Annotated in this window: 11 protein-coding genes and 1 pseudogene; 5 read left to right on the top strand and 7 right to left on the bottom strand. The window is 62.3% G+C overall.

What is annotated here, in order from left to right; translation table 11 throughout:
• The 5 genes and pseudogenes from NKJ01_RS35235 to NKJ01_RS35215 all read left to right on the top strand — a co-directional run.
• Positions 1-1,136, top strand: a 1,136-nt coding sequence (locus NKJ01_RS35235; RefSeq protein ID WP_352735122.1) for a hypothetical protein, incomplete at its 5' end; no start/stop codon positions are given.
• Between the two features lie 55 nt (positions 1,137-1,191).
• Positions 1,192-1,575: a hypothetical protein gene (locus NKJ01_RS35230; protein ID WP_352735120.1), complete on the top strand. Its 384-nt coding sequence runs from the start codon at positions 1,192-1,194 to the stop codon at positions 1,573-1,575.
• A gap of 370 nt (positions 1,576-1,945) precedes the next feature.
• Positions 1,946-4,084 (top strand): peptidase domain-containing ABC transporter, encoded by a 2,139-nt coding sequence (locus NKJ01_RS35225; RefSeq protein WP_352735124.1) that lies wholly within the window; start codon positions 1,946-1,948, stop codon positions 4,082-4,084.
• Positions 4,081-5,403, top strand: coding sequence for an HlyD family type I secretion periplasmic adaptor subunit (locus NKJ01_RS35220; RefSeq protein WP_352735118.1), 1,323 nt, complete (start codon positions 4,081-4,083; stop codon positions 5,401-5,403). Before NKJ01_RS35225 ends, NKJ01_RS35220 begins: the two co-directional genes overlap by 4 nt.
• 149 nt (positions 5,404-5,552) lie before the next feature.
• Positions 5,553-5,810 (top strand): annotated as a pseudogene (locus NKJ01_RS35215) (IS21 family transposase); the annotation flags it as partial.
• Between the two features lie 105 nt (positions 5,811-5,915).
• Here NKJ01_RS35215 and NKJ01_RS35210 read toward each other — a convergent pair.
• From NKJ01_RS35210 to NKJ01_RS35180, 7 genes are all read right to left on the bottom strand, one after another.
• Positions 5,916-6,668, bottom strand: a complete 753-nt coding sequence (locus NKJ01_RS35210; protein ID WP_352735116.1) for a GGDEF domain-containing protein — start codon at positions 6,666-6,668, stop codon at positions 5,916-5,918.
• A gap of 185 nt (positions 6,669-6,853) precedes the next feature.
• Complete coding sequence (locus NKJ01_RS35205; protein ID WP_352735114.1) at positions 6,854-7,558, bottom strand: thermonuclease family protein; 705 nt, start codon at positions 7,556-7,558, stop codon at positions 6,854-6,856.
• Positions 7,559-7,591: 33 nt separating this feature from the next.
• A complete protein-coding gene (locus NKJ01_RS35200) occupies positions 7,592-8,824 on the bottom strand; it encodes an ABC transporter substrate-binding protein (RefSeq protein WP_352735113.1) in 1,233 nt (410 codons plus the stop codon).
• 87 nt (positions 8,825-8,911) lie between these two features.
• Positions 8,912-9,208 (bottom strand): hypothetical protein, encoded by a 297-nt coding sequence (locus tag NKJ01_RS35195; RefSeq protein ID WP_352735111.1) that lies wholly within the window; start codon positions 9,206-9,208, stop codon positions 8,912-8,914.
• Positions 9,205-9,606 (bottom strand): lytic transglycosylase domain-containing protein, encoded by a 402-nt coding sequence (locus tag NKJ01_RS35190; RefSeq protein ID WP_352735109.1) that lies wholly within the window; start codon positions 9,604-9,606, stop codon positions 9,205-9,207. Before NKJ01_RS35190 ends, NKJ01_RS35195 begins: the two co-directional genes overlap by 4 nt.
• A gap of 53 nt (positions 9,607-9,659) precedes the next feature.
• Positions 9,660-10,031 (bottom strand): hypothetical protein, encoded by a 372-nt coding sequence (locus NKJ01_RS35185; protein ID WP_023760614.1) that lies wholly within the window; start codon positions 10,029-10,031, stop codon positions 9,660-9,662.
• A 60-nt stretch (positions 10,032-10,091) separates the two neighbouring features.
• A partial coding sequence (locus NKJ01_RS35180) for a calcium-binding protein (RefSeq protein ID WP_352735106.1) occupies positions 10,092-11,904 on the bottom strand: 1,813 nt, incomplete at its 5' end.

The raw sequence follows: 11,904 nt of genomic DNA, 5'->3' as shown, positions 1-11,904 counted from the left end.
CCCGCACCGACGGCGACGGCGACACCGCCACCGATTCCGACAACAACATCGGCCTGCTCGTCAAATTCGACGATGACGGGCCGACCATCGCGGTCAACGACATCACGAACGGGACCTACGCCTCAGGCGGGAGCAGCACTTGGCCCGACGCTCTTGGCGCGGACGGGTTCAAGTCGCTGAACGTGACCTTCAACGACTACACAATCGACGCCCACCCCCTTGTGACCGTCAACACCTCGCTCGGGACGCTGACGACAACCGATGCGAATGGGAACTATGTCTTCACCGGGACGATCACCGACGACTTCACTAACGACGGCAAGGTCAACCCTCAGTCGGTGGTGTTCCAGCTGACATTCGATGCGGTCGATCCGGGGTCCGGCACCTACAACATCCAGCTGACAACCCCGCCCGGGGGGACAACGACGCTTTCGACCGCGGACGGAACCCTCGGTGCGGGCGGGCCGGATCCGGTGCAGACGCTGACGATCGGAAACCAGAAAATTGTGTTCTCGTCCGTCAAAGCCACTGCGTCGGTATCTGACATCGAAGCCAATTTCAACAAGACCGAAGCCCAAATTCAGACCAACCCCCTGCCGCTCTATATCGACCCGGCGGCGATGAATGTCAGCACCTCGGGCATCGGGCTGGCCAACAACAACTTCGACGGTAACGCCGTTGTCGGCGTCGACGGCTCGACGACAAAGGGAGGTGCCTACGACGAAAGCTTCGTCATTGACCCGACGGCTTTCCTGGTCAGCAGCATGAAGATCTTCATCGACAATTCGGTCGGCGGCTACGACCCCTCGACCGAGGGCATCTTCTACAGGACCTACACCCGCAACGCCAACGACACGATCACCGTGGGCGCGATTACCAAGGTGGCGAGCACGGATCTGCAACCAGAAGCCGGCGGGCAAATGAGCTTCGTCATCCCCTCCATCGACCAAAAGAACGACTTGGACGCGGTCCAGCTCTTCATGGGTTCGGGCACCGTGAAGATCCCGGTGATCGAGTTCAGTATTTCCAACACGTTCAACCCGGAGGCGCTCGACATGAACTTCACGGCAACCATCGCCGATGGCGATAATGATACCAAGAGCGACCCGTTCTCGATCCACGTCGCGATTGCTTAACGCGCATGTGCAGCGGCGGGCCCGAACGCCCGGCCGCCTTTTTTGGAGTAGGTAAATGGACGTGGTGCCCGAAACCTTTGTCGACGCGTTTGGCGAGATCTCGCTCAAGCACGGCATGATCCGCATCGAGCTGGTGTCGCTGTCGGGCTCCGAGCCGCGCGTGACGCAGCGGCTGATTACCAGCCTGCAGGCCTTCTCTCAAATGCTGCAGACGCAGAACGGCATGCGCGAACAGCTCGAGAAGGCGGGCGTGATGCGGTCGCCGGGAGCCGAGCCGGGCTCCCAGCCCACGTCTCCCCCGCCGGTCGGAGAGGAAACGGCAGCGGCTGGAGCGACGGTGGTGCGGCTGATGCCGCAGCCGGCATGGCCTGCGGCGGCAACGCCTGCGGCAACGGCGCTGCGGCTGCCGAAATCGCCAAATTTCAGCGACGAGCAATAGCCGAAATGCGTCAGTCCCTCATACCGAGCAGAACCCCTCTCCGCCCTTCATGGCGCAGTGGAAGCGGGAGCACGCCGAGGCCCGTTAGCGTCACGGCGCCCGTCCACGCGCCGACCAGCCAGCACACCGCGGAGCGAGAGCCATGAACGATCTCTATGGCGAACTGAATCGCTGGTTGTCCGATGCGCTCGCCACTCTCGTCGCCGCCGGGCACGGGCTGGTCGCCGAGTGGCTCCACAGGCCGAGCCCCCCGGTTCAGTTCCTGCTGTGTACGGTGTTCGTATGGCTCGTCCTGACCTGGATGACCCGAACGAGCTCCTCCACCCTCCGCGCCGTCAAGGGTGACACTGCGAGTTATCTGCGCGGCAACATGGAAGGATCTCCAGTCGAAACAGCACTGCAGTGCCTTGTCGCCATCGGGCGGCACTACGGCATCGATCTTTCCCCCGAGCGCATCAAGCACGACTTTGCGCTGAGGCCCGACGACGACATCACCCGGCTGCTGCCGAAGATCGCCCGCAGCAGCGGCATGCGCTGCCGCAAATTGAAGGTCGGCTGGAAGGACCTGCAACGCCTCGGCGACGCCTATCCGGTGATCGCCCGGCTGACAAACGGCAACAGCGTCGTCCTGCTCGGTTTCAACGAGAATAAGGTCGGGATCCTCGACCCCCTTGCTGACCGCCTCGCGGTATTGCCCCTCGACCAGGCGACGTTCTGCAGGAAGTGGACCGGCGAGCTCCTGCTGCTGCGCCGCACCTTCGCGCTGGGGGATGAGAGCCGGCCCTTCGGGTTTACCTGGTTCCTCCCGGAAGTCGTCCGCAACGGGGCAATGTTTCGCGACATCGCGGTGGCCGCGGTCGCTCTGCAGGTGCTGGCGCTTGCTCTGCCGCTCTTCATCCAGATCACGGTCGACAAGGTGCTCGTGCACCAAGCCTATACGACGCTCGCTGTGCTCGTCATCGGGGTCAGCGCCGCGGTCCTGTTCGACGCGATTTTCAACTATCTGCGGCGCATCCTGCTGGTCTACGCCTCGGCGCGGATCGATGTGCGCACCTCGATCCGCACCTTCGCGCGTCTGCTGTCGTTGCCGATCGATTTCTTCGAGCACGCCTCGGCCGGCGTCATCACCAAGCACATGCAGCAGGTCGAGAAGATCCGGGAGTTTCTGACCGGCCGCCTCTTCCTGACGTTGCTCGACGCCACCTCGCTGCTGGTCGTCGTGCCGCTGCTGTTCCTCTACAGTGGGCGCCTCGCCATGATGGTGCTCGGCTTTTCCGCCCTCACCGCTTGTGTGATCGGCGGGCTGATCCCGCTCTACCGCCGCAAGTTGCGCGTCCTTTACGAGGCCGAAGGGCAGCGTCAGGCCTATCTCGTCGAGACCATCCACGGCATGGAAACGGTCAAGGGGTTGGCGACCGAGCCCTTGCGCCAGCGAGACTGGGACGCGCTCTGCGCCCAGGCCGCCGAGTCGCGGTTCGACGTCGGGCGGATTTCGACCTCGGCGCAGTCGGTGATCGGGCTCCTCGAAAAGCTGCTGACGGTTGCGGTCATCGGCTTCGGCGCCCTGCTGGTCTTCGACAACCAGATGACGGTGGGCGCGCTGATCGCGTTCAACATGCTGTCGGGCCGGGTCACCACGCCGCTCTCACAGATCGTCGGTCTGGTGCAAGGCTACCAGGAGGCCGGGCTCTCGGTGCGAATGCTCGGCAACATCATGAACCGCAGTCCGGAGCGGCCACCGAATGTGCGCGGCCTGCGCCCGCCGATCGCGGGCACTGTCGAGTTCGAGCATGTGATCTTCCGCTACAGCGAAAGCGCTCCGCCGGCCCTGAACGACGTGTCGCTGACCATCCCGGTCGGTTCGGTTTTCGGCATCGTCGGGCGCAGCGGCTCGGGCAAGTCGACATTGACGCGGCTGATGCGCGGCACGTACCCGATCCAGCAGGGCTCGGTGCGGATCGACGGTCATGAAATTCGCGAGCTCGACCTCCCGCATCTGCGCAGCAACGTCGGCGTCGTGATGCAGCAGTGCTTTCTGTTCCGCGGCACCGTGCGCGAGAACATCGGGGCGACCAAGCCAGATGCGGCCCTGGAGGAGATCGTCCACGCCGCGACAATGGCGGGCGCCGACGAGTTCATCAAGCTTCTGCCGCAGGGCTACGACACCTTGCTCGAGGAGGGCGGCACCAACCTGTCGGGCGGCCAGCAGCAGCGCCTGTCGATCGCCCGTGCCTTGCTGCGCCAACCGCGCATCCTCATCCTGGACGAGGCGACCTCCGCGCTTGATCCCGAGAGCGAGGCGATCGTCCAGGCAAACCTTGCCCGCATTGCCGAGGGGCGAACCGTGGTCATGGTTTCGCACCGTCTGTCCTCGCTCGTCGCAGCGGACGCCATTGTCGTGCTCGATCGCGGCCGGATCGTCGATCACGGGAAACATGGCGAACTTCTGTCCCGCTGCATGACTTACCGACAGCTATGGAACCAGCAGAACAGGCATCTTGCCCGATGAGCACGCTCCTTCCAGCGGTGAGAGACTTTCAAAGCGATGCCCGCAAGATCGACGAGCGGCGCCCGCCCCGGGTCCTGGGGGCCACGCTGTACGTACTTGTCGCGGTCATCATGGTCGCAGGCATTTGGGCGTCGGTGGCCGAGGTCGACGAGATCGTGGTCGCACCGGGCAAGCTGGTGACGGCGGCCTCGACGATTGTGGTGCAGCCGCTCGAGATCTCGACCGTGCGCAGCATCGACGCCAAGGTGGGCGACGTCGTGCGGAAAGGCGACGTATTGGCGACCCTCGACGCGACTTTCAGTGAAGCCGATGCCGACCAATTGCGGGGAAAGGTCGCGAGCCTCGCCGCGCAAATCGGGCGGCTCGAGTCCGAACTCGACGACCGGCCGTACAAGCCCCAAAACCTGGATGACGAAACGCGCCTGCAGTCGACGATATGGATCCGGAGGATCGAGGAGAACAAGGCAAAGCTGACTTCTTACGATCGGCAGATCCGTAATGTTCAAGCCCAGATGGCAACCAAGAGCGCCGATCGCGAGGCATTGGAGGTTCGCCTTGGCGTGGCAAAGGATCTCGAGACGATACGGGACCTTCTGGTGAAGAGGGAGGTCGGCTCGAAGATCGACTATCTCTCTGCCAAAGGTCAGCGGCTGCAGGTCGAGCAGGAATTTCTGCTTGCGGGCAATAACATGGCTGAGCTCGAGGAGAATGTGGAGCGCTTGAAGGCCGAGGAAGCGGCTTACCTCGCAGAGTTCCGCCAGAAGACCGCTGAGGACCTGGTCCAAGTGCGCCGCGTTCACGATGCCGCGGCCAGAGAACTCGACAAGGCGGTGCGGCGGAAGGCTGTCACGGTGCTAACCGCACCCGCCGACGCGATCGTGCTCGAAGTGGCGCAGCGCACTGTTGGCTCGGTCTTGAAAGAAGCAGAGCCGCTCTACACCCTCGTTCCTCTGGGCTCTCCGTTGGAGGCAGAAGTCTCTGTCGGGGGGCTCGATGTCGGCCATGTCGAGCCCGGCAGTGAAGTTCGCCTGAAGCTCGAGGCGTGGCCCTTCCAGAAGCACGGTACCCTGTTCGGTAAGGTTCGAACCGTCTCGGACGACACCTTCACGCCGGATCCGAAGAATGGTGGGCAGCAGCGTCCTTACTACAAGGCACGGGTGGAGTTGACCGCGACCGACCTGCGTGATGTGCCGAGCAGTTTTCGCTTGATTCCCGGCATGGCGGTATCCGCGGAGATCAAGGCGGGCAACCGCACGATCTTGTCATATTTCCTCTATCCGCTCCTGCGTGGTCTCGACGAAAGCATCCGCGAACCCTGAGTCACGAAGCTAACGCGAACCGACGTCCGCCGGAGCGAGCGGTCGCTGATAACGGGTTCACGGCACACGCACTTGGCGCCTCGTTCTTGACGCTGTTGACGTCCGGCTGACAGGCCGGCACTTCAACTCGCCATTGCTCCTGCTCAGGGAGCTATTGCGCCGCGCGGCCCGCGGCCATCGGCAGTCTGGTCGTCGTGCGCATCTACACTTCCACGATCGAGATCCGTGATCGCCACACCCATGTGCTGCTGCGGATTCATCCCCGGATGACGCACCCCGGTTCTGTCGTCCTGCCGACCAACGAACGGCCGTTCAATCCGTCACGGCAAACCGCCGTGCTGCTGGCGAACGGCGATCAAGGTCGATGCCTTCCCCTTTACCCGTTTCGGCGTGCTGCGCGGCAGGGTCACCCCCATTGCCTCCGAAGCGGTCGAGGAGCAGGAGGCCAAGCGTGGGGGAGAGGTGACGATAAAACAGCCGATCCCCGGCTAAATGGCGCTGGCTCCCGGCGGTCAGCTGTGGAGATGCGTCAGTTCGAACGCGGCTCCGTCCTGGACGGCGGCCATGCGCTGCTCGACGGAGCGGAACATGTCCGCGAACTCCACCTCGTCTTCGAACACCACGCCGCCGACCTTGACGCTCAGCGCATCCTCGGTTCCTTTTGGTGCGAAATAGACTTGCGCGATGCGCGACCGGATACGCTCGCCGATTTCGCTGGCTTCCGCTTCGGTGGCGCCCGAGAGGAAGACCCCGAACATCGAGGCCCCTATACGTCCAACCAGGTCCTCCGCGCGCACCGACGATCGTATGGTCGACGCGACCAGCCGCAAGGCCTCGTCGCCCCATTCAAGGCCAAAGCGCAGGTTGATGGACCGCAGCTGTTCCGAATGGATGACCAGGAAGGCGCCGGATTTCGGCCCCGGCGACGACGGCCTTGCTGTTCTTCGTTCGACCATCGATGTGAACACCGCTCCGTTCAGGCAGCCGGTCATGGTGTCGAAAGTTGCCGACTTGTCGAGTTCCCGGCGATAGTGACGGACCTCGATCTGCTTCAATCCGATGAACAGAAAAAGCGGAACGCCGAGGATAACAGGCAGCAGGATCGCCGTGATCATACTGCGCCCAAATGGCGTCAGCGCCTCCGAGAACATCAGCAGATAGTTGAGGCCGACGGAAAGGGCCAGGATTGCCGTGGTTCCCAGAAAGGTCAGCCAAACGACGCCTTTCCATGCCTGGGCGGTGGTGCTCGCCGATGTCTTTGTCACTGGCCGATCTCCTGTGGATGGGCTGGTAATAAGGCCGGTGTGTTGCAATTTCAGTTTCAAGGAACCTTGCAATTTAATCGATTGCGCGATGACCCCCATCAAGGCTGCGGACGAAATGGCTTGCTCCCGGGGAAAGCTTCGCCCGTGACGGTTAACAAACCAAGTATCAGGGGTTGAATGGCCGGCTATTGCACTGGGCCAAACATGCCCATCTCCGCACCCCTGGCTGTCGCCTCCGCCCTGCCATAGAGGCCGTTCGGCAGCGCCGTGGCCCAGCCATTGGAGACAAGCCAGGCGCCGACATCCTGCTTGCCCAGGCTGCACGGTGCGGCGATGGCAAAACGCTCGACGTCCGGCGGCACGAAACATTTCAACGCGCGTCCCCTCAGCCACGAATTGAAGGCGGCGCGTGCGCGCTGGCCGCAGGGCCAGGTGACGTCGTGAAACGAGCAGGATCTCTCGGGGTCGATGCCTTGCACCCCGCTGATGATCACCTTCCGGCCCATGGATTCGAACATCGCCGACGATGTCGCAATCGGGCGGTAGAGCAAGACCGCCCGCCAGTCCCCAGGCATCGGCGTTTTCGGGGGCACGGCGAGCCCGAGCTCGCTGAGCGGCGGGCGGGGCTCGACCCGTTCGATCTCCGCGGGATCGAGCCGTGGCGGCGCGATGAGGTCTTGAGCAACCTTGCGCGCCGGCCCTCGGCGTTGTGCGTCGATAACGGCCGCGGCCGGTCGGATTGGCTGCGTGTCGTCACCATCCTGCGAAGGCGCCAGGACAGGCCGGTCGACCGAAAGCAAAGCCCCGGCTCGACCGATCAGCAGGATGCCGGCCAGAAGCAGCAGGCTTCCGAGCCCGATCGCCTGGCGGCTGTGGACAAACCCGCCCATCAGCCCGAACAGGTCCTCAAGGCTTCTCGCCGATCAGAAACCCGACGTCGATTTTGCAACCAGCTTGAGAGCACCTTTTTCAATCCGATAGAACGGCATCGATCGTTCGCTGGATCCGTCGGCCCGAAACCGGAACAGGCCTGTCGATCCACGAAACCCGTTTGGATTTTCGAGAATTTTCTTGCTGAAGCCTTCGGGCCCGACCGAGCTGGCAATCCCCGCGGTCAGGGCAACCATATCATAGGCGTAGGCCACATTGACGTCGGCCGGGTAGTTGTATGCGGTCATGAAACGGTCGGCGATCGGCCCGGTTTCGCGCGGATCGAGCGTGGCGATATAGGCGCCCTCGAACAGCGGATCCAAGGGACGGTCCAGCCAACGGTTCGTCCCGACGACGGAGATCTTCTTCCCCGGAATGCCCTTTGATTTGAGGGCGGCAAGAATGGCCGACGGACTGCCATCGCCGCTGGCAACGATGACGGCGTCGGGGGCTTCCACCAGCGAGCCCATATCGTCGACCGCCTTCGCGCCACCGTCGCCGGCCGAATACGGGACGGTGACCGCCAGCGTCGCGCCGTAGATGCTGAGGCTGTTTGCGACGCGCTTTTCGATGGCGCCGGCGTTTGGGCCTGCTGCGACAAGCAGTACGAACTTCTTGCTGCCTTTCGCCGCCAGTCCCGCGGCGCCCGCCGCGGCGCTGTCTGCTTCGCCAAGCGGCACGGCATAAACCCCGGCGCCGCCGGCGAAATTATCGGCAAGTGCCAGGACCGGTGGCCGCGTCGATCCCGACAACGTGGCAATATGCTGGGCTGCCGGCAGTTCGGTCGGGCCGATGACGGCCTTCGACCCCGTCGTTATGGCCGTTATCGCCAGTTTGCTGGCCAGTGTGCTGTCGCCTCTGGTGTCCTCGACCGTCAGCGTAAGCAACCCATTGCCGATATCCGTCATCGCCAGCTTGGTGGCATCGAGCATCTTCCGGCCGTTTTCCCCTGCCGTTCCGGCGGCGGACAGCGGCAGCAGCATGGTGATCTTCGTCGGACCGGTGCCCAGCGACTGGGTCGCCTGGACTGGACCGGCAACAGCGGCGCCATGGTGCCCGGCAGGTACGGCAACAGCGGCGCCATTCTGCCCGGCAGGTACGGCAACCGCCGCCGGATCGAGCGCTTCGGAAACGCGATCTTTCGATTGGCAGCCCGACACCATCATGGCGAGCGCAAGGGTGATTGCCCATGTCCGTGGACAATGGACCCGTCGGCCAGCTTCCATGAATGCTCCACCCCTATTTGCCGCCGGCTTCCCGGTCTGGCCCTCAAGTCATGTTACGGCGGACTTGCCGTGCCGTCTGCATTTCTTTTAACCGCCGAAAAGCCTGGCCCTGAGCGCCTTGATCTGTCGTGCCTGCCCGGCACTCCGGTAGTCGGCGCATTTCATGTATCGCGGCCCGGGCACGAACACACGGCGCACGCACACATTTTTTCCCTGGGCAGGAGCTCCGCCACTTGGCGAAAATGCGGAAAAGCCGAAGGATGCCACCGGCAACGGGCCGGTCACGTCGATGCCGTCCCTTGCCAGGATTGCCCGCGCACGCTGGCAGTAGCGGACTGACAGGGCCGAGAACCGGCTTTCATTGTGGCCGGCGCGATATTTCATGACGGTGGTGCACAGATCGCCTGCGGCCAGCCTGTTGGCCTGCGCAAGGTCGCCGGTGCGCTCAGATCGTCCAGGGAGCCTCGAAAGCCGAGCATCCTGGCGGTCGCCGGCATCACCTGCATCAGGCCGACTTCGCCATCGGCGCCCTGCACGTCGGGATCGAACCCGCTTTCGATCTCCATGACGGCATGCGCCAGCGCCAGGCCATAGATCGACGCCTGGCAGCTGGCAAACGCCTTGAATGTCTGCCGGGTCCACTGCGTGGCCGCCTCACAGTGCACCGGTCGCACCGGATTGGAGGACTGTTCCACGGAAGGTCGTTCCAGCCAGTTGGCGCGGGCCGGCGTGACGGCCTGGCCAAAGCCGATCAACGCGACCGCACCGGCGATCGCGCCCAAAAATGATCCGTCGGCTGTCATGACGACCAACAGGCGTGGCTTCGCCTATCCGGTCAGTGCATGTACTCGACCATGCGATCGTGAAAACACTCGCATTTGTTGAGCGTGTCTTCGTCCTTGTAGTTCGTCTTCAGGTAGCCGTAGGCCATGCCGCAAGCGACCTTGGCCTCCGACGCCCAGACGAAGACGGGCCGGGACGAGTTGATCCACTCCGAACTGTTGGCGGCGGCAACCGACTCGTCCATCAGCTTCACCACCTGCACCCTGAGGTCGACGATGTTGTCGGTCAGCACCAGGTTGGACGTGCCGACGGTACGGCAATAGTCGACCGTCGGACCTTCGATGATGTCGGCGGCAAAGCTCGTCGACCCGACTGCCAGCAACAGCGTCGCAGCGGAAACCAGCAGTCTTGCAGAATGTCTCATGATGAACTCCCCTCGATATTAGCGGTGTATAACATAATTACGCGGTCGCGCACCATGGTGTTAGATCGTGGTCGTGTGTTGCACATGTGCTGTGTCGTCGTAAAGCAAAGTGATGGTGCCGGCGGGGACCGCGTTCAAGACAGCCACGTCGACGAAATTGGCGCCGCCGGTTGTGCCATTAGCATCGACGCTGAGCGTGTGCGTTCCCGAATCGTATTTCACGAAGTCGGCAATATTGGCCGGTGCAGTTTCGAACAACGCCGTCAGGTCGATCTTGTCACCCTCGGCACCATTGTAGTCGGTGATAAGATCCTTGATGTTCAGGTCAAGATTGTCGAGCTTAAAGGTGTCGGCGCCGAGGCCGCCGGTCATCGTGTCGTGGCCGGCCCCGCCAACGAGGATGTCATTGCCGTCGCCGCCAATGAGGGTGTCGTCACCCGAGCCGCCAATAAGCAAATCGTTTCCACCTGCGCCATTCAGGGTGTCGTTCCCGTCCAGCCCGGCCAGTACATTCGCCAAGCCATTCCCGGTAAGCGAATCCCCAAAATTCGAACCGATGATATTCTCCACTCCCGCACCAGCCGTCTCATTCACCAAAGAGCCGGAACTTGAATGATCCGTAGTTGCGCTGCCTGACGAAAGCAGATCGACGACCAGAGCACTGGTAGAAGTATCGCCGTCTGCATCCTTCAATGCGAGATCGAAGTTGAGTTCGACTGACGGGACATTTGTGACGGTGCTGACAAATGCAAATGCGCCAATATCGAATGACTCGCCATTGAGGCTTGAAGGTGCAGTGGCGATAGCATTCTCAATTTCAATCCTGTCATACCCTGTCCCGGAGGCCGTCACGAGAACGGTGTCATGGAGGTCGAGACCTGTGACCAGGTATCCCCCATGCCCATCACTCGTCAGCGAAGCAAGGTTCACGCTTACGCCGTTTACTTTGATATCGGTGATCGTATTGAGCTGCGGGTCGTTCGCAAGGGCGGCAGAGTCTGCCGCCGAGGTGGTGTTCGGATCGTCATCGCCGGCATTATAGATGCGTACCCAGGTTTCAATCGAGTCTGCAGGCAGGCTACCGTTCACCTGTACGATGGCGAACTGGAAGCTATTGACGTCATAGTGGGTGGAGTAATCGTACGTATTGTTGTTGCCGCTGGAAGCAGTCAAATCATTGACAAAATCAATCCGCAGGTTGTCGCCGTCATTCATCGAGTTGTTGGCGACGCCGATGCCAGTCGTACTTGCAGAAACAGACGATCCCACGGCGGCATTGCTGGTGCCGTTCGCCAGGCGCTCGTAGCCGGAGAACAGCACATCGTGAGTGGTTCCAGCCACATCCAGCGCCTTGAATTGCTGCGTGTTCGAGCCAAGCGCCGAAAAATTGTCGATGTGCGTCTGCTGCGTCGCGCCAATCGCGGCAAACACCTGAACCTGATAGTGGTCGGCGCTGGATGCCAGGCTTCCGTCTGGTTGCAACGTTATCTGGAAGATCTCGGTTCCGGTGCCTAGGCCGCCTGTCCATCCTTGCAACTGCATTGGGGTGGCAGGATTGAGGTCATGGTCAACAAGGAACAGCTGGATAGACTGGCCTCCCGATGTCAGGTTGACGGTGCTGCCATTTATGGTGCCGGTGGCCTGCTGGCCGTTCGTGATGTTTGCGAAATTGATAGTGCCAAGCTGGTCAGCGCCGACATTGTTGTCAATGTTGGCGTCCCCATCCAGATCGAATGTCGCAATGCTACCGGCGACGTTGACGAGGACCGCTGTCTCAGGAGACACGACCGAGGGGCCGTCGTCATGGAAGTTGAGCGACTGGCCGATGTTGAGCGATTGCGAGGCCTTGTCGCCGTCGCCGTCGGTCGCGGTC

The sequence above is a fragment of the Mesorhizobium sp. M0276 genome (assembly GCF_040321755.1).
Lineage (GTDB): Bacteria > Pseudomonadota > Alphaproteobacteria > Rhizobiales > Rhizobiaceae > Mesorhizobium.
The sequence above is the reverse complement of the archived record's forward strand: the minus strand, read 5'-3'. Positions and strand labels throughout refer to the sequence as shown.